Raw genomic sequence first — 18,058 nt, forward strand, 5'->3', positions numbered from 1 at the left:
CGGTCGTACAAGCCAAGGCGTAATCGCCGCAGCGGCTGCCTCGGCCGCTTGCCCCGCCGCGGTACCTGGCCATCCCGCCTCACGCACAGGAGACGACATGAGTCATCGTCAGCCTTTCCCGTCCGCCGGCATGCCGCTGCGGCGCCTGCTTGGCTCCCTCTTCGGCGCGGCTGCGCTGCTGCCGCTCGCCACACCGGCGGCGCATGCCGCGGACGCCTAGCCAACCAGGCCGGTCCGCGTGATCGTCGGCATGGCGCCCGGCGGCGCCACCGACGTGCTGGCGCGCATCCTGGCCGAGAAGATGGGTCCGGCGCTGGGGCAGCCGATGGTGGTCGAAAACCGCCCCGGCGCCGGCGCCATCATCGGCACCGCCGCGCTGGCCAAGTCCGCGCCGGATGGCTACACGATCTCCGTCATCCTGAGCAACGCGGTCATCAGCAACCAGTTTGTCTACAGCAAGCTGCCCTACAACCCGGACACCGAGATTGCCTTCGTCTACCAGCTCGTGGACGCCGCCGTGGTACTGGTGGCGGACGCGCGCCAGCCGTACCGCACGGCGAAGGAGTTCGCGAGCTATGCACAGGCAAATCCGGGCAAGATCACCTATGGCTCGTACAGCACGGGGTCGTATGGCCATGTGGCAATGTCCTGTCTGGACGAACGCCTCAAGAGCCGGATGACCCACTTTCGGGCGCGAAGCTGTAGTCGATCAGCTGGCGGCGCGGCGAGGCCGGTCAGCGCCTAAACTGGAAAGTCCCCGGGCCGCCCGCCCATGAACCGGAGCGCTCCATGCCAGACGTCGCCGTTACCGCCGCCGACCATGCCATCGGCCCCGACACCGCCAGGGTTACCGTCGTCGAGTATGGCGACTTCGAATGCGAATACTGCCGCATGGCCTACGGCGCCATGAAGATCCTGATGGAGCACTATGGCCCGCAGGTCCGCTTCGTCTATCGCCACTACCCGGTGTCGCACTGGCACCCGTCCGCCGAAGCCGCGGCCGAATGTGCGGAAGCGGCCGGCGCGCAGCAGAAGTTCTGGCAGATGTACCGGCTGCTGCACGAAAAGCCGAACGGCCTGAAATCGGAAGCGCTGCGCCACTACGCCGGCATGCTCGGCATGGACCTGGACCGTTTCGACAGCGACATGGCGGCTCACGCGCACCTGCCGCATATCCGCGATGACATGCGCGGTGCCACGCAATGGCAGGTACGGGGCACGCCATCGTTCTTCGTCAATGGCATGGTCCAGGACGTGACCTTCGGCATGGAACGGCTGCAGCGCGCCATTGACGTGGCGTTGGCGGGTTGAGCCTGGGTTTCACGGCGAAACCACGGCTACCCTGTGCCGTTGCGCGGCCATGAACATGATGAGGCCGAATAACTGCAGCGCTGCCATGCAGAGCGCCAGCTTGACTGTCGAATCCAGCAGCAGCGGGACCAGCAGCGCCGACATCAGGAAATTGCCGAACTGCTGCACCGTGACATAGCCGCTCGAAGCAAGCCCGCGCCGTTCGGGGAAACAATCGAGCGCCAGCAATTGCAGGCTCGGCTGCGTGATGGTCATGCCCGCGCCGTAGACGGGCAGTGCAATCAGCGCCCACGGCATGGCCGCGGCGTGCAGGGTCGTGACCGCAATGTTCAATATGGCCGCGACCAGCATGACAGCGTGCCCGAGCAGCACGCTGCGCACCGGGCTGATCTTGCCGGCCATGCGATGCGACACCAGCGAGCCCAGCATGATCCCCGCTACGATCGGAATGAACAGCCAGCCGAACGACTGCGCACCGAGCCCGAGATGTCGGGTCACGAACGTGGGCGCGGCAAAGATATACACATAGATGCCGACGTTGACCCCGGCGTTCGCGAGCGTCAGCGCAACAAAGCGCCAATGAGTCAGCATGGACCCGTAGCCGCGCGCCAGCAAAGCGGGATGAAGCGGATGCCGGCGTGCCGGCGGCAAGGTTTCCGGCACCCATCGCCAGCAGGCGACGAGAAGCAATGCTGACACCAGCGCCAGGAAGACAAAGATGCTGCGCCACCCTGTCCACAGCAAGAGCCAGCCGCCGCAAACCGGCGCAATCGCCGGAGCCAGCGCGAAGATCATCGCGACCAGCGCCATGACCTGCTGGGCCTGCATGCCGTCGAAGACATCGCGCACCATGGCCCGGCCGACGATCACGCCAATGCCGGCACTGACGCCTTGCAGGGCCCTTCCCGCGTGCAGCGTCTCAATGCCCGTGGCGCCAGCGCAGATCAGCGAGCCGATGGTGAACAGCGCACTGCCGAGAAGGATCATCCGCCGGCGGCCCACGGCATCGGAGATAGCGCCGTGCCATGGCAGCATCAGCGCAAAGGGCAGCAGATACGCCGTGAGCGACTGCTGGACCTGCGCGTTCGTGGCATGCAGGGCATCGCCCATGCTCGCGAAGGCGGGCAGGTAGGTCGCGATGGCAAACTGCCCGAGCATCGACAATCCCGCTGCAATGGCCGCCATGGCGGCAATGCCAGGAAGCGCCTTCGGCAGTGGATCGCTCTGCGGGGTCAGCAAACCGGATGCTGCCCGTTCATCAGGTCCGCTGCCCTTCAGTTCCATTCGGGTCTCCCTGTGCCAGGCAGCACAATGTATGGACCCGATGGTATTGGCGTGAAGCCTTTCAAAAGGCACAAATCGCGCCAAAAGAATGGCAATTCATGCCACGCAAGGGTTTACGCCAATCAGTTTGATGGATTCGATCCGCTGCAGGCCTCACGCGATGCCTGTTCGATGGCCGGTTCGATGGCTCTTCCAGTCATTGCGCGGTCTGCTGCCTCTGATATTCGTTCAGCTTCATCGTCATGTAGGCATCCCGATCCACCTCGTGCAGCTGGCGCGAATATTTCTCCGTGGCATCGAACCAGTTGGCCAGACGCTGGCCAAGGCGCTTGGCGGGTGGAACGGACAGCGTGGCGAGATACGCGTCGATGGCCAGGTAATAACGCATCGTGTTGCGCTCCAGGAGGCCTCGCACCCCGCCGATATATTCGGTCTTCCCGGTCGATGGATCACGCGTGGTGGTAAAGCCCACCTTGCCACTGCCCAGGGTCGCCAGATAGGTCTTCATCGCCACGCGCCCGGCAGTGCCATAGCTGTATGCGTACGTCAGATGCACGAAGGTACGGCTGGCGGAGATCGAAGTGGCCTCCAGTACGATGCGGTAATCGCGCGTGCTCATCGGACCGCTGTCCGCGTTGAGCCTGACCTGGAAGTAGTCGGGTCCAGAGGCCACTACGCGGTAGTTGAATTGCACGCGGTACGTGGAGGAGAGTTTCTCCTCGACCTTTCTGCCCAGGTTGACGGTCAGGCTGGCGCCGTTTCCGCTTGCCGATGCCCGGCAATATTTCACGTTCAGGTGCAGGATCAGCGCGTCGCACCAGTTGGCAGGGCCCTGCACCGGATCATTGAGCGATCCGTTGACGGTGGCGAAGGGGTAGTCGACCACGGCATAAATATCCCCGGTCAGCGTGGAGTCGGTTTCCGTTGACGCCAGGTATAGCTGGCGCTGAAACGGGTTGCGGCTTAACTGCTCGGTCAGGCTCGCGTATTTGTCGCGCAAGCGCGCCGCATTGCCGGTTTCCTGCGCAAACACGCAGGGGCTCGCGCCGATGAATGCAAGGACGGCAAGGATCGCGAGGATCAGTCCCAACGCATGTTGTCTGCCGTTTGCTGGCGTCATCGCAAGTCCGATCATTAGCTGTCATCCGAACGCAAGGCCTACTGCGTACACTTTTCCTGATACACCTTCTGCAATTGCCTGCGGGTCCGGTCGCGCTCGACCGTGGCCACATCGTTGCCCTGGCTGTTCTCGACCGGCGCGTTCGAAGGCCGGTAACTGCGGCTCGGCGTCTGGCCGATCTGTTCGGCAAGCCGGTCGCACTGCTCGTCACGCGAAAGTGGTTGGCTAGGAGTGGGCTGGAACCGATGCGACCCTTCTCGTACGGCATCGGAGATGGCGTCATTGATGGCGGGGTCCGGCGCAGATGGCCGCTGGGTCTGGGCATGGCCACTGAACAAGGGCGCCAGACCGGCGAGCAAGGCGAGTTGGCACAGATGGCGGCGCAGTGACATGGAAGGCTCCTGGCTGGATGTACTGGTACACCGCAACATGCGGCAGGCGCAGACTCGGTCCCATTCAATATACCGTGGTATGTCCCGGCGCGTTCACTGCCTCATCGGGAAGTCTGGATACCTTCACCGTCGTTGCCTAGACTCAGGGGACAAATCCGCGCCTCGTTGCGCGAGGCGCTCCTGCGTTTGGCCACCGGAGAGCGACACATGAAATGCTTCTTCTTCGCCACTTGCATTGCAGCCCTGGCTATGTCCGGCCCCGCGATAGCCGCGGAGAGCACGACAAAATCGGCCCCTGCCACCAAGAGCACGTCGAAAAAGAGTACGACAAAGACCACCAAGGCCCCGGCGGCTCCTGCCGGCGAGAAATGGCAATGCGAGCTGGGGACCGTGATGTACCTGTCCGGTAACCTGCAGGTGGACCAGGTGATCGGCCTGCGCTTCCAGGGCAAGAACTATCGCCTGCCGCGCGTGGCCACCACGACTGGCGCCGATCGCTATGCCGATCAACGCTCGGGCATGGTGCTTGTCGTGATCCCGAGCAAGGCAATGCTGCTCAACAGCAAGGGCGGCCACCGCCTTGCCGACGAGTGCCAGACCGAGGCGATGCTGGCGGGTGCAGCCGCACCCACCCAGGCCGGTGGGCTTCGCGGAGGACCCAGTACGGGTCTGCTGGGGCCATCGACCTCAGGCGGGGCGTCACAGCCCCAGTCTCAGCCCCAGTAGTGGACTGGTATCGCCGTGAAGCCGTGATGCCTACACCAGGCTGATCCACGTCGTCTTCAGATCGGTGTACTTGTCGAGCGCGTGCAGCGACTTGTCGCGCCCGGAGCCCGACTGCTTGACCCCGCCGAACGGCACGGTGACATCGCCGTCCATATAGCAGTTGACCCACACGAGGCCGGCGCGCAGTCGGCGCGACACCCGGTGGGCCCGCGACAGGCTGGCGGTCCACAGGCCTGAGCCGAGGCCATACGGCGAATCGTTGGCCATGCGCACGGCTTCGTCTTCGGTGTCGAAAACGGTCACCGCCAGCACCGGCCCGAAGATCTCCTCGCGCACGATGGCGAGTGACTGGCTCGGGCACTCGAAGATGGTGGGCTGCAGGAAGTAGCCGCCAGTGTCCGCGCGCACGCGCTCGCCGCCCAGGCGCAGGCGCGCGCCTTCGCGCCGCCCGCCATCGACATAGGACATCACGCGATCGAGCTGCCGCGCGTCGACGATGGCGCCCATCGCCGAGGCCGGATCGAGCGGGTCGCCGGGCTGCATGGCTTTGGCACAGGCCTCCAGCTTCGCCATGAATGGCTCGTAGACGGCCCGGTGCACATACAGGCGCGAGCCGGCGATGCAGATCTCGCCCTGGTTGTTGAAGATGCCGATGGCGGCGGCCTGCGCAGCCCTGTCCAGGTCGGGGCAGTCGTCGAACACGATATGCGGCGACTTGCCACCGCACTCCAGCCAGACCCGCTTGAGGTTGGACTGGCCCGAGTATTCCATGAAGCGCTTGCCAGTCGCCGTGGACCCGGTAAAGGCAATGCAATCGACGTCCGGATGCAGGCCCAGCGCCTGGCCTGCCTGTGCGCCCAGCCCCGGCACCACGTTGAACACGCCCGCGGGAATGCCCGCTTCCGCGGCAAGCTCTGCCAGGCGCAGCGCGGTCAGCGGCGACTGCTCGGCCGGCTTCAGGATGACGCTGTTGCCCGCCGCCAGCGCCGGCGCGACCTTCCAGCTTGCCATCAGCAGCGGATAGTTCCATGGCACCACTGCCGCGACCACGCCCAGCGGCTCGCGCGTGATGGTGGCCAGCACATTGCCGCCAGTGGGCGCGATTTCGTCGTAGACCTTGTCGATGGCCTCGGCGTACCACGCGAACGTGCGCGCGGCCTCCGGGATGTCGTAGGCCAGCGTGTCGCCAATGGGCTTGCCCATGTCCAGCGTTTCCAGCAGGGCCAATTCCTCGCCATGGGTTTCGATCAGCGCGGCCAGGCGCAGCAGCACGGCCTTGCGTTCGCGCGGCGCCAGGCCCGCCCACACGCCTTGCTCGAACGACCGGCGCGCGGCTGCCACGGCACGATCCACGTCCGCTGCGCCGCACGCCGCCACCCTCGCCAGCACGCGGCCGTTCGCCGGGTTGATACTGTCGAAGGTGGCGCCGTCGGCGGCGGCGGTCCATTCGCCGCCGATACAGGCACGGCCTTGCGGACGCAGCGTGGCCGCGCGCGCCTGCCAATAGGCCAGATCGCGAATTTCGCTCATTGGGTTCCTCGTTTGGTTGAGATGGTGGCGGGCGCCGGCAGCGTCTGCGTCAGGCCAGCCACCACGATCAGGGCAATGCCCGCAAGCGCCAGCGCGTCAGGCCAGCGGCCAAACCACAGCGCGCTGTAGACCAGCGCCAGCAGCAGGTGGAAGTAGTTCAGCGGCGCCAGCCGCGAAGCCGGCGCGCGTTGCAAGGCGAGAATCAGCAGCACCTGCGCCGCCGCGCTCATCAGGCCCATGGCCGCTATCGCCAGCCAGTCGGCCAGGTCCGGCCACACCGGCGGCGGGAAAAACGGCGCGGGCAAGCCGGTGGCGACCATGCAGATCAGCGCGGCAAAGCCATACTGCACGCGCGCATCCACCTGCCCCGCCATGCGCCGCGTCAGCAGCTGCAGCATGGCGTAGGCGAGCGTGGCGGCCAGCATCAGCACCGTGCCGAGCCACGACACCGCACCGCCCGGACGCACGATCAGCAGCATGCCGCAGAAGCCGGCGCCTACGGCGAGCCACTGGCGCGGCCCGACCGTCTCGCCGAGCATCCACGGCGACAGGCCCACCACCATCAGCGGCGCCATGAAGTAGATGGCGGTCGCTTCGGCCAGCGGCATCCACAGCAGCGCGGTCATGAAGCAGGTGCCCACGATGGCCAGCATCAGCCCGCGCAGCACAAGCAGGCCCCGGTGCGGGGTATGCCAGAAGCGCAGCCGCCCCGAGCCGGCGAGCATGGCCACGGCCACCGCCAGCGTTGCGGCGTAGCGCACCGCATTCAGAAACGGCGCGGGATAGCGCCCGACCAGGTGCTTGGCGGTGGCATCCACCGTAGCGAACAGCATCACCACGCACAGGAACAGCAGTCCGCCGCGCCACCAGTCCGGCGCGCCCCGGGCCGCGGCGGTCATGCGCCGGCCTGCGCCACCATCGCGCCCAGCAGCACATTGGCCCCGGCTTCCAGGTGCTCGGGCCGCGCGTCTTCCACTTCGTTGTGGCTGATGCCGTCCTTGCAGGGCACGAAGATCATCGCGGTCGGCGTCACGCTGGCCATGTAGACGGCGTCGTGGCCCGCGCCGGTGACGATGTCCTGATGGCTGTAGCCGCGCGCCATGGCCTCGCCGCGCACGTGGTCGACAAGCTCCCGTGCGAACGGAGTCGGCGGGAAATACTGCACGTCCTCGATCTTCACATCCAGGCGCGCCCCGGTGGTCTTGCCCTGGGCCAGCGCCTCGCATGCGGCGCGGAACCTGGCATCCATCCCGGCGAGCTTGTCGGCGTCTTCATGGCGCAGGTCGACGGAGAACTTCACCGCGCCGGGAATGACATTGCGCGAACCCGGGTGGATGTTCACCACGCCCACCGTGCCGCGTCCGTGCGGGGCAAAGTCGTTGGCAATGCGAACGACTTCCTGCATGACGTGCGTGGCGCCGAACAGCGCGTCGCGGCGCAGCGGCATCGGCGTGGGGCCGGCATGGGCTTCCATGCCGGTCACGGTGACGTCGTACCAGCGCAGCCCGAGCGAGCCCGTGACCACGCCAATGACGTTGTCCGCAGCCTCCAGCACCGGGCCCTGCTCGATATGCGCCTCGAAATATGCGCCCACCTGACGCCCACCCACTTCCGCGGCGCCGGCATAGCCGATCGCCTGAAGCTCGTCCGCCACGCGCTTGCCGTCGACATCGGTCGCGGACAGCGCTGTCTCCAGCGGAAAGATGCCCGCGAACACGCCCGAGCCCATCATCACCGGCACGAAGCGCGTGCCTTCCTCGTTGGTCCAGATGGCCAGCTCCAGCGGCGCCTCGGTGGTCACGCCGTGGTCGTTGAGCGTGCGCATGACTTCCAGCCCGGCCAGCACGCCGAAGCAGCCGTCGAACTTGCCGCCGGTCGGCTGGGTATCGATATGGCTGCCGGTCATCACCGGCGGCAGCGCATCGTTGCGGCCCGAGCGGCGGCCGAAGATATTCCCCACGCGGTCCACGGTCACGCTCAGGCCGGCCTCGCGCATCCAGCCGCAGACCAGGTCGCGCCCCTGCCCGTCAAGCGCGGTCAGCGCCAGCCGTGCATTGCCGCCCTTCGGCGTGGCACCGATCCGCGCCAGGTCCATCAGCGATTGCCACAGGCGCTGGCCGTTGATCGCGATCTTGCTAGTCATTGCTGTTCTCCTGTATTCGAAAGTGCGCCGGCCCGCTCAGGCCATTGCCGGCGCGAAGCCGGCCAGGAATGCATCGAGCCCTCGCCCGATCGCCTCCACCTCGTAACCGCCCTCCTGCACCACCACCGTGGGCAGGCCCAGCGCGTGGATGCGCTCGCCGATGCCGCGGTAACCGTCCATGCTGACCTTGAGCACGCTGATGGGGTCGTTCTCGTAGGTATCGAAGCCCAGCGCCAGCACGACCGCTTGCGGGCGGTAGTCGCGCAGCGCGTCGAGCGCGCCGTCCAGTGCCGACAGGAACTCCGCGTCGCCGCTGCCGTGTGCCAGCGGGAAGTTGAGGTTGTACCCGTAGCCTGCACCATAGCCGCGCTCGGTGGCATAGCCGGTATAGAACGGGTAGTAGCCGGCCGGATCGGCATGCAGCGAGAGCGTCATCACGTCGGAGCGGTGATAGAAGATCTGCTGCGTGCCGTCGCCATGGTGCGCGTCGACATCGAGCACCGCCACCTTGCCGAAGCGGTTCAGCAGCGTCTGCGCCGCAATAGCCGAGTTGTTGACGTAGCAGAAGCCTGCCGCTCGGTCGCTGTGGGCATGGTGGCCGGACGGGCGGCACAGCGCATAGGCCATGCCGGCGCCATCCTGCCGCTCGCACACGTGGCGCGCGGCCGCCACCGCGCTGTGGGCGCCGCGCAGGATCGCGCGCCAGCTGTCCGGCCCGAGCGGGCAGCTCAGGTCGCCAAGGTAGTAGCCAGCCTGCGCGATCACCGAGTCGGTAGGACACACGGGCCTGCGCGGCTCGCCCACCTTGCCGTTGTGGTACGGCGACAGATTCGGCAGCACTTCGATGCCGGGCTCGAAGCCGGGGCGTGCCAGTTCCTGCCAGCGTGCATAGGCGCTCGCCAGAAAGTCGAGATACGCCGGACTATGCACCGACTCCAGCGATGCGCGCCCGAAGTCGGGCGGCGCCGCCAGTTCGATGCCGCGCGCGGCCAGCGCGTGTTGCAGTGCCGCTGCCCGGGCCGGCACGTCAGTCGGCTCGCACAGCCGGCCCGCGCGCATGAACTGGCGGGGCTCATGCAGCAACTGTTCATCCGAGAAGAAGGCACGCATGGTGTTGGAATGTTGGTGAACGGGTTGAGCGTCAGCCTGCCGCCTGGCGGGCCAGCGCCGCCGCGCGGATGCCTGACAGCGTCGCGCCGGGCGCGATGCCATCGGGGTCGTAGCGCAGTTCCAGCAGCGCCGGCATGCTGTGGGTGCTGGCGAAGTCCAGCGCGCGGTCAAGTGCCGGGCCGAACTCGGCATCGCTGGCGACGACCTCGCCATAGCCGCGATAGGCACGCGCCAGTTCGGCGAACTCCGGGTTCTCGAAGCCCAGTGCAATCGTGCGCCCGGGGAACTCGCGTTCCTGATGCGCGCGGATGGTGCCCCAGATGCCGTTGTTGAACACCAGCACCACGATGCCGAGACGGTACTGCATGGCCACGCCCAGCTCCTGCAGGTTCATCTGGAAGCAGCCGTCGCCCGCATAGCAGACCACCGTGCGTTCCGGATGCTCGAGCTTGGCCGAAATTGCCGCCGGCAGGCCGTAGCCCATCGATCCGACCGTGGGCGCAAGGCTGGTGCCGGGGCCCTTGTAGCGGTAGTACGTGTGCGGGAACACCGCGTAGTTGCCGGCACCGACGGTAATGCAGGCGTCCTGCGGCAGTCGTTCGCGCACATGGCAGGCGGCCTGGTTCAGGTTCAGCGGACCCGGCGCGGGCAGCGCCTTCTGACTGTCGAGGTAGTCGCGTCGCGCACGTTCCACCCGGGCCGCGCGGTCATGTCCGCGCGCCGGCCGCAGGGCATCGACCGCGGCCGCGAACGAAACCACATCCGCGACGATGGGGAGTTCCGCGCGGAACACCCGGCCCAGTTCCTCGGGATCAGGATACACATGAACCAGCCGCTGGCGCGGCAGCGGGCTTTCCACCACGGTATAGCCCTCGGTGGTCGCCTCGCCCATGCGGGTACCCACGGCGATCAGCAGGTCGGACTTGCGGATGCGCGCGCGCAGCGCCTCGCCCATGCCCCAGCCGACGTGGCCGGCATAGTTGGGATGGTGGTTGTCGAAGCACTCCAGGCGACGCCACGCCAGCCCCACCGGCAGCCCGAAGCGTTCGGCAAAACCTTCCATCTGGCGCATCGCCTCCGGCGTCCAGCCGGAGCCGCCGATCATCAGGAACGGCCGCTCGGCCTGTTCCAGCAGGCCGGCCAGCGACGCCAGCGCCTGCGGCGTGGGCGCGGCATGGCTGCGCACGTAACGCGGCATGTCCGCCACGGTGGCCTTGCCCCACAGCGTGTCCTCGGGCAGCGCCAGTACCACCGGGCCGGGCCGGCCGCTGGTGGCTACGGCAAAGGCGCGCGCGATGAACTCGGGAATGCGGTCGGTGCGGTCGATCTGTGCAACCCACTTGGCCATCTGCCCGAACATGCGGCGGTAGTCGATCTCCTGGAACGCTTCGCGCTCGTAGAAATCGTTGCCGACCTGGCCCACGAACAGGATCATCGGCGTCGAGTCCTGGAACGCGGTATGCACGGCAATGCTTGCGTTGGTGGCGCCCGGGCCGCGCGTGACGAAGCACACGCCCGGCTCGCCGGTCAGCTTGCCGTGGGCCTCGGCCATGTAGCCGGCGCCGCTCTCCTGGCGGCAGACGATTGGCGTGATCGTGTCCTGGTGGTCATACAGCGCGTCGATGCACGGCAGGTAGCTCTCGCCCGGCACCAGGAACACGCGGCGCACGCCCTGAATGCGCAATTGCTCGACAAGAATCTGGCCGCCGTTGCGTTCGCGCAGATTGGTGTTGGCCTGGCTCATTGGCTACTTCCTCCGCCCGCGGCGCCCGCCGCCGGCTTGATCTCGATCTCCACGAAGACGCACTCGCCTTCATGGGCATTGATGACGTTGTGCTCCACCCCGGCCGGGCGGTAGTAGGCGTGGCCGGCGACCAGCTGGCTGACCGCTTCACCGGCCGGCGTCTGCAGCCGCAGTGCGCCGGTGGTCATCGGCACCACGACGTAGTCGCAGCCATGGCGGTGATGTCCTGTTTCGGCACCGGGCGCAAAGCGCCACTCGGTGACCACCACGCGCTCGTTGTCGACCTGCACCGTGCCGACAGCCTTGGGCCTCTCCTGCGCTTCGCTCATCGGTCCACGCCTCCCATGCACAGGTACTTGATTTCCAGGTACTCGTCGAGCCCGTACTTCGAGCCCTCACGGCCCAGGCCCGACTGCTTGACGCCGCCGAACGGCGCCACTTCGTTGGAGATCAACCCGGTGTTGATGCCGACCATGCCGTATTCGAGTGCCTCGGCCACACGCCACACGCGGCCGATATCGCGGCTGTAGAAGTACGAGGCCAGGCCGAACTCGGTGTCGTTGGCCATGGCAATGGCTTCCTCGTCGGACGAAAAGCGGAACAGCGGCGCCAGCGGACCGAAGGTTTCCTCCTTCGCCACGCACATGGCCGGCGTGACGTCGGCCAGCACTGTCGGTTCGAAGAAGGTGCCGCCGAGCGCATGGCGCTTGCCGCCGGACAGGACGCGCGCACCCTTGCCGAGCGCGTCGGCGATATGCGACTCCACCTTGGCCACCGCGTCCTGGTTGATCAGCGGGCCCTGCAGCACGCCAGGCTCGACACCATAGCCAACCTTCAGCCTGGCGACCGCGGCGACGAGCTTTTCGGCGAACGCGTCGTAGACCTTGTCGTGGACGTAGAGCCGGTTGGCGCAGACGCACGTTTGCCCGGCATTGCGGTACTTGGACGCGATGGCGCCCTCCACCGCCGCATCAAGGTCGGCGTCGTCGAACACGATGAACGGCGCGTTGCCGCCGAGTTCCAGCGAAAGCTTCTTGATCGTGTCGGCGGATTGCCGCATCAGGATGCGGCCCACCTCGGTCGAGCCGGTAAAGCTGAGCTTGCGCACCACCGGGTTGGCGGTCAGTTCGCCGCCGATGGCAACCGCGTTGCCGGTGATCACGCTGAACAGACCTGCCGGCAGGCCCGCGCGCTCGGCCAGCACGGCTAATGCCAGCGCGGACAGCGGCGTGTCTTCGGCCGGCTTGAGCACCATCGCACAGCCCGCTGCCAGCGCCGGGCCAGCCTTGCGCGTGATCATCGCGAGCGGGAAGTTCCACGGCGTGATGGCAGCGCACACGCCCACCGGCTCCTTCACGACCACCAGGCGCTTGTCGCTGGCTGGCGTGGCCAGCACATCGCCGCTCACGCGCTTGGCTTCCTCGGCGAACCATTCGAGGAAAGAGGCTGCATACACGACTTCACCCTTGGCCTCGGCCAGCGGCTTGCCCTGCTCGGTGGTCATCAGCAGCGCGAGATCGTCGGCGTGCGCGAGCATCAGTTCGTACCAGGCGCGCAGCACCGTAGCGCGCTCTCGCGCCGTCTTGCGGCGCCAGCCGGCCTGGGCCGCCTGCGCGGCGTCGATGGCGCGGCGCGTCTCGGCAGCGCCCATTTGAGGCACGGTGCCAATCAGTGCACCGCTGGCGGGATCGGTCACGGCAAAGGTGGCGCCGCTGTCGGCGTCCTGCCAGTTGCCGGCGAGATAGGCCTGCGCACGCAGCAGGCCGGGGTCCTTGAGTTGCATGAATCGCCTCGTCGATATCGGTGGTGTGGGCGTAGCGGAAAGCCGCGCTTCAGCGCTTCAGCGCGTCAGTGCCTCGGCCAGGATGTCCAGGCCTTCATTCATCACCGCGTCCTGGATCGTCAGCGGGAACAGGAAGCGGATCACGTTGCCGTAGACGCCGCATGACAGCAACAGCAGGCCTTTCTCCAGCGCGCGGTTCTGCACCGTGCGCGTGAAGTCGGCATCGGGCGTGCCATCGGCCTGCCGGAACTCGACCGCGACCATGCCGCCGACACCGCGCACTTCGGCAATCTGCGGCACGCGCGGGCGCAGGCTCTCCAGGCGGGACATCAGGCGCTGGCCCAGTTCGGCGCCGCGTGCAATCAGGTTCTCGCTTTCGAGCACATCCAGCACCGCCAGCGCCGAGGCCACGGCCAGCGGGTTGCCCGCATACGTGCCGCCCAGGCCGCCGGGGGCGGGCGCGTCCATCACCTCGGCACGGCCGCACACGGCCGACAGCGGCATGCCGCCCGCCAGGCTCTTGGCCATGGTGGTGAGGTCCGGCGCCACGTCGTAGTGCTCCATCGCGAACAGCTTGCCTGTGCGGCCGAAACCGGTCTGCACCTCGTCGGCAATCAGCAGGATGCCGTGCTCGTCGCACACCGCACGCAACGCGCGAACGAACTCCGACGGCGCCACGTTGAAGCCTCCCTCGCCCTGCACGGGTTCGAAGATGATGGCGGCGACGCGCCTGGGATCGATGTCCGCCTTGAACAGGTGCTGCAGCGCCTTGAGCGAGTCATCGGTGCTCACGCCATGCAGCGCGCACGGATACGGCGCGTGATAGACCTCGCCCGGGAAGGGCCCGAAGCCGATCTTGTACGGTGCGACCTTGCCGGTCAGCGCCATGCCCATCATGGTGCGGCCATGGAAGCCGCCCGAGAACGCAATCACACCGGGCCGGCCGGTCGCGGCGCGGGCGATCTTGATGGCGTTCTCGACCGCCTCGGCGCCCGTGGTGAAGAACGCGGTCTTCTTGGCGGAGCGGCCGGGCGCGCGCTGGTTGATCTTTTCGGCCAGCTCGATGTAGCTGGCGTACGGAACGATCTGGTAGGCGGTATGCGTGAAGCGGCCCAGTTGCTTTTCCACCGCCTCGACCAGGCGCGGATGACGGTGGCCGGTGTTGAGCACGGCGATGCCCGCGGCGAAGTCGATATAGCGCTTGCCCTCGACGTCCCAGATCTCCGAGTTCAGCGCGCGCTCGGCGTAAAAATTGCACATCACACCCACGCCACGCGGCGTGGCGGCGTCCTTGCGGCGGACCAGATCGGCGTTCTTCATCACTTCTCTCCAGTTATCTTTGCTTTGGCTACAGGTTGGATCCGCGCCGCTCACGCAGCGGCACGGATCAGTGTGGGGTCCCATTCCTTGCCGGGAATCGCGCCGATCAGGCGCTGGGTATAGGCGTGCTGCGGAGCGTCGAAAATCTGCGCGGGCGGGCCGGACTCCACCACGCGCCCCTTGTGCATCACGATCACGTGGTGGCAGATCTGCGCGGCCACGCGCAGGTCGTGGGTAATGAAGATCAGCCCGATGTTCAGGCGCTTCTGCAGATCGCCCAGCAGTTCCAGCACCTGCGCCTGCACCGAGACGTCCAGCGCGGAGACCGACTCGTCCGCCACCAGCAGCTTCGGTTCCAGCGCCAGTGCGCGCGCAATGCCGATGCGCTGGCGCTGGCCGCCGGAGAACTGGTTCGGGTAGCGGTCGAATGCCGACGCCTCCAGGCCAACCAGTTGCAGCAGTTCGCGCGCACGCGCCTGCGCGGCGGCCACGGGCACGCCGTTGGCGACCGGGCCGTCGCTGATGATGCGCCCCACGGTATGGCGCGGATTGAGCGATGCGAACGGGTCCTGGAAGATCATCTGCACGTCGCGGCGCAGCGGGCGGAACTGGCGCTCGGACAGTTTCGCGATGTCCTGCCCGTCGAACAGCAACTCGCCGCTCTCGATGCCGGTCAGCCGCAGCAGGCACTTGCCGATGGTCGACTTGCCCGAGCCCGATTCCCCCACAATGCCCAGCGTTTCGCCGCGGCGCACGGTAAAGCTGACGCCGTCCACCGCGTTCACCACGCGCTTCTTCGTGAACAGGCCGCCACCGGTGACATAGGTCTTGCGCAGCTCGCGCACCTCCAGCACGGTCTCTGCCTGGCTGCGCGCGCGCTCGCTGGCGCGGCCGTGCGGCACCGCACCGATCAGGCGCCGCGTGTACGGATGCTGCGGGTGGTTGAGCACTTGTTCCGCGCGGCCCATTTCCACCAGCACGCCCTTCTCCATCACCGCGACGCGGTCGGCGATCTCCGCCACCACGCCGAAGTCGTGGGTCACGAACATGACACCCATGCCCTTCTCGGCCTGGATGCGGCGGATCAGGTCCAGGATCTGCGCTTGCGTGGTCACGTCCAGCGCGGTGGTCGGCTCGTCGGCAATCAGCAGCGCGGGCTCGAGCGCGAGCGCCATCGCAATCACCACGCGCTGGCGCTGGCCGCCCGACAGGCGAAATGGGAAGGCATGCATCAGCGTGGCCGGATCCGGCAGGCCGACGAACTCGAGCAGTTCGAGTACGCGCCGCGCGCGCGCTTCGCCGGGACAGGCGTGGTGCACGCGCATGACCTCGGCGATCTGGTCGCCCACGGTCATCACCGGGTTCAGCGCGGACAGCGGCTCCTGGAACACCATCGCCATGTCCTTGCCGCGCATGGCAAGCAGCGTCGCTTCGTCCTGCGCGAGCAGGTCGCGCCCCTTGAACAGGATCTGGCCGCTCTCGGGCCTGAGATAGGACGGCAGCAGGCCCATGATGGCGTTGGCGCTCATCGACTTGCCCGAGCCCGATTCGCCGACGATGCAGAGGATTTCGCCGGCATGCAGGTCATAGGAGATATCGCGCACCGCATAGGGCCGGTCGCCGCCCTTGGGCAGCGCGATCGAAAGATCGCGGATCGACAGCAGGGGCGCGTGGTCACTGGTTTTCATCACAGTATTCCTTGGCTAGTCCGGGGGGCGGTCACTCGCCGCGGCGGCGAAGCTGCGGGTTCATGGCGTCGTTCAGGCCTTCGCCGATCAGGTTGATCGACAGCACGGTAAGCAGGATGGCCACGCCCGGCCACACGCTCATCCACCAGGCTTCGCGGATCATGGTGCGCGCCGCGCCGATCATGAAGCCCCAGCTCATCATGTTGCGGTCGCCCAGGCCCAGGAACGACAGCGCGGATTCCGTCAGGATCGCGGTCGCGACCATGAACGAGGCCGACACGATGATTGGCGACATGGCGTTGGGCAGGATCTGCGTGCAGATGATGCGCACCGGCTTCTGCCCGATGACCACCGCGGCCTGCACGAACTCCCGCTGCTTGAGCGAAAGGAACTCGCCACGCACCAGGCGCGCCACCGGCGGCCACGACACCACCGAGATGGCGGCAACGATCGAATAGATCGACGGGTTGAAGATGGCCACGATCACGACCGCCATCGCCAGTTGCGGGATGGTCTGGAAGAACTCGGTAATGCGCATCAGCGCATCGTCGATGCGGCCGCCGCAGTAGCCGGCCACCGCGCCCACGGCGACACCCACGGCCAACGCCACCGCAGTGGAGATCACGCCCACCAGCAGTGATACGCGCGCACCGTACAGCATGCCCGCCGTAATGTCGCGGCCCAGCATGTCCGTGCCAAACGGCATGGACGCGTCGGTGAACGGCTTCACCAGCGGCTCGGCCACCATCAGCCACGGAGATTCCTGGTAGAAGACCGGCGCCAGCATGGCCAGCGCCAGCACCGCCAGCAGCACGAGCAGGCCGATCACCGCGCCGTAGTTGCGGCAGTAGCGTTGCAGGAAGGCTTTCATGCTGCGGCTCCCGTGGCGCCCGCCGCAATGCGCGGGTCGATAAAGCGGTAGATCACATCGGTGACCAGGTTGAAGAACACCACCAGCGCCGAGGTCACGAAGAAGATCCCGAGCAGCAACTGGTAGTCGCGCTGCAGCAGCGCATCGAACATCAGGCGGCCGATACCGGGCCACGAGAACACGGTTTCGGTCAGCACCGCGCCGCCGGCCATCTGGCCAAGCTGGATGCCGGCGAAGGTAATCACCGGCAGCAGCGCGTTGCGCAGCACATGCAGGCGGATCACGCGGCCGGCCGGCACGCCCTTGGCCCGCGCGGTCTTGACATAGTCCATGCCCATCACCTCCAGCATGGAAGCGCGCGTCAGGCGCACATACACCGCCATGAAGAAGCAGCCGAGCGACACGGTCGGCAGGATCAGGTGCAGCGCAATGTCCCCGACGCGTTCGAGCCCGGTATAGCCGGCGCCGATGGATTCCATGCCGAACGCCGGCAGCCAGCCCAGCACCACCGAGAACAGGATGATCGCCATCAGCGACAGCCAGAACAGCGGCGTGGCGTACAGCAGCAGCGCGCCAGACATCACCGCGCTGTCGATCCAGCGTCGGCGGTTCTCGTAGCGCGTGCGTGCCGCGATCACGCCAAGCAGCACGCCCAGGATGATCGAGAAGAGAAAGGCACCGCTCATCAGCAGGAACGTGGCGGGCAGCCGGTCAAGGATCAGGTCCAGCACCGGCAGGTGGTTACGGTAGGAATAGCCCAGGTCGAGCCGGGCCACGCCCTTGAGATAGATGCCGAGCTGCGTCAGCACAGGCTGGTCAAGGCCGAACTGCTCGCGCAGCTGGTTGACGAAGGCGGCATCGCCGGCACCGGCTTCGCCTGCCATCACCGTGGCGGGATCGCCCGGCGCCATGCGGATCAGGAAGAAGTTGATAACGACCACGCCGAGGACGACCACGACGGCCTTGCCGAGACGCGCGCCAAGGAAGGATAGAAAGTTCACGGCTTGCTCCATGCTGGCGGCCGGGGCAGTCGACC

At 67.0% G+C, this 18,058-nt stretch carries 18 protein-coding genes; 4 read left to right on the forward strand and 14 right to left on the reverse strand.

The window, feature by feature from the left end; translation table 11 throughout:
- Window positions 1-97: 97 nt before the first annotated feature.
- The 3 genes from KHO41_RS41680 to KHO41_RS13660 are packed head-to-tail and all read left to right on the forward strand — an operon-like array spanning window position 98 to window position 1,311.
- A complete protein-coding gene (locus KHO41_RS41680; RefSeq protein WP_280519698.1) occupies window positions 98-220 on the forward strand; it encodes a hypothetical protein in 123 nt (40 codons plus the stop codon).
- Between the two features lie 18 nt (window positions 221-238).
- Window positions 239-745 carry a Bug family tripartite tricarboxylate transporter substrate binding protein gene (locus KHO41_RS13655; RefSeq protein ID WP_211953815.1) on the forward strand — a complete coding sequence of 169 codons (507 nt, stop codon included), beginning with the start codon at window positions 239-241 and terminating at the stop codon, window positions 743-745.
- Window positions 746-789: 44 nt separating this feature from the next.
- A complete protein-coding gene (locus tag KHO41_RS13660) occupies window positions 790-1,311 on the forward strand; it encodes a DsbA family protein (RefSeq protein ID WP_211953816.1) in 522 nt (173 codons plus the stop codon).
- A 9-nt stretch (window positions 1,312-1,320) separates the two neighbouring features.
- On the opposite strand, the gene KHO41_RS13665 is transcribed toward KHO41_RS13660, so the two are convergent.
- From KHO41_RS13665 to KHO41_RS13675, 3 genes are all read right to left on the reverse strand, one after another.
- Window positions 1,321-2,595, reverse strand: a complete 1,275-nt coding sequence (locus KHO41_RS13665) for a multidrug effflux MFS transporter (protein WP_211953817.1) — start codon at window positions 2,593-2,595, stop codon at window positions 1,321-1,323.
- A gap of 196 nt (window positions 2,596-2,791) precedes the next feature.
- Entirely contained in the window at window positions 2,792-3,730 is a 939-nt protein-coding gene (locus KHO41_RS13670; RefSeq protein ID WP_211953818.1) for a hypothetical protein, read from the reverse strand.
- Between the two features lie 23 nt (window positions 3,731-3,753).
- Window positions 3,754-4,107, reverse strand: coding sequence for a hypothetical protein (locus tag KHO41_RS13675; RefSeq protein WP_211953819.1), 354 nt, complete (start codon window positions 4,105-4,107; stop codon window positions 3,754-3,756).
- Between the two features lie 207 nt (window positions 4,108-4,314).
- Here KHO41_RS13675 and KHO41_RS13680 point away from each other — a divergent pair, with 207 nt between their 5' ends.
- The gene (locus KHO41_RS13680; protein WP_211953820.1) at window positions 4,315-4,833 is read left to right on the forward strand and encodes a hypothetical protein; all 519 of its coding nucleotides are present in this window, start codon (window positions 4,315-4,317) and stop codon (window positions 4,831-4,833) included.
- A 30-nt stretch (window positions 4,834-4,863) separates the two neighbouring features.
- Here the strand turns inward: KHO41_RS13680 and KHO41_RS13685 are convergent, their stop codons facing one another.
- The 11 genes from KHO41_RS13685 to KHO41_RS13735 are packed head-to-tail and all read right to left on the reverse strand — an operon-like array spanning window position 4,864 to window position 18,035.
- Window positions 4,864-6,363, reverse strand: coding sequence for an aldehyde dehydrogenase (locus tag KHO41_RS13685; protein ID WP_211953821.1), 1,500 nt, complete (start codon window positions 6,361-6,363; stop codon window positions 4,864-4,866).
- On the reverse strand, window positions 6,360-7,262 hold the full coding sequence (locus KHO41_RS13690; RefSeq protein ID WP_211953822.1) for a DMT family transporter: 903 nt from the start codon (window positions 7,260-7,262) through the stop codon (window positions 6,360-6,362). Before KHO41_RS13690 ends, KHO41_RS13685 begins: the two co-directional genes overlap by 4 nt.
- Window positions 7,259-8,506: a Zn-dependent hydrolase gene (locus tag KHO41_RS13695; protein WP_211953823.1), complete on the reverse strand. Its 1,248-nt coding sequence runs from the start codon at window positions 8,504-8,506 to the stop codon at window positions 7,259-7,261. Before KHO41_RS13695 ends, KHO41_RS13690 begins: the two co-directional genes overlap by 4 nt.
- Before the next feature lie 36 nt (window positions 8,507-8,542).
- On the reverse strand, window positions 8,543-9,616 hold the full coding sequence (locus KHO41_RS13700) for a histone deacetylase family protein (RefSeq protein WP_211953824.1): 1,074 nt from the start codon (window positions 9,614-9,616) through the stop codon (window positions 8,543-8,545).
- A gap of 31 nt (window positions 9,617-9,647) precedes the next feature.
- Entirely contained in the window at window positions 9,648-11,360 is a 1,713-nt protein-coding gene (locus tag KHO41_RS13705) for a thiamine pyrophosphate-binding protein (protein WP_211953825.1), read from the reverse strand.
- On the reverse strand, window positions 11,357-11,689 hold the full coding sequence (locus tag KHO41_RS13710) for a cupin domain-containing protein (RefSeq protein ID WP_211953826.1): 333 nt from the start codon (window positions 11,687-11,689) through the stop codon (window positions 11,357-11,359). The genes KHO41_RS13705 and KHO41_RS13710 overlap by 4 nt, the downstream gene beginning before the upstream one ends.
- On the reverse strand, window positions 11,686-13,143 hold the full coding sequence (gene gabD, locus KHO41_RS13715; protein WP_211953827.1) for an NADP-dependent succinate-semialdehyde dehydrogenase: 1,458 nt from the start codon (window positions 13,141-13,143) through the stop codon (window positions 11,686-11,688). The genes KHO41_RS13710 and gabD overlap by 4 nt, the downstream gene beginning before the upstream one ends.
- A 57-nt stretch (window positions 13,144-13,200) precedes the next feature.
- Window positions 13,201-14,463, reverse strand: coding sequence for a 4-aminobutyrate--2-oxoglutarate transaminase (gene gabT, locus KHO41_RS13720; RefSeq protein ID WP_211953828.1), 1,263 nt, complete (start codon window positions 14,461-14,463; stop codon window positions 13,201-13,203).
- 50 nt (window positions 14,464-14,513) lie between these two features.
- On the reverse strand, window positions 14,514-16,151 hold the full coding sequence (locus KHO41_RS13725) for an ABC transporter ATP-binding protein (RefSeq protein ID WP_211953829.1): 1,638 nt from the start codon (window positions 16,149-16,151) through the stop codon (window positions 14,514-14,516).
- Between the two features lie 31 nt (window positions 16,152-16,182).
- Window positions 16,183-17,022 carry an ABC transporter permease gene (locus tag KHO41_RS13730; protein ID WP_211953830.1) on the reverse strand — a complete coding sequence of 280 codons (840 nt, stop codon included), beginning with the start codon at window positions 17,020-17,022 and terminating at the stop codon, window positions 16,183-16,185.
- Entirely contained in the window at window positions 17,019-18,035 is a 1,017-nt protein-coding gene (locus KHO41_RS13735; protein ID WP_211953831.1) for an ABC transporter permease, read from the reverse strand. The genes KHO41_RS13730 and KHO41_RS13735 overlap by 4 nt, the downstream gene beginning before the upstream one ends.
- Window positions 18,036-18,058: the final 23 nt, after the last annotated feature.

The organism is Cupriavidus numazuensis (assembly GCF_905397435.1).
GTDB lineage: Bacteria > Pseudomonadota > Gammaproteobacteria > Burkholderiales > Burkholderiaceae > Cupriavidus > Cupriavidus numazuensis.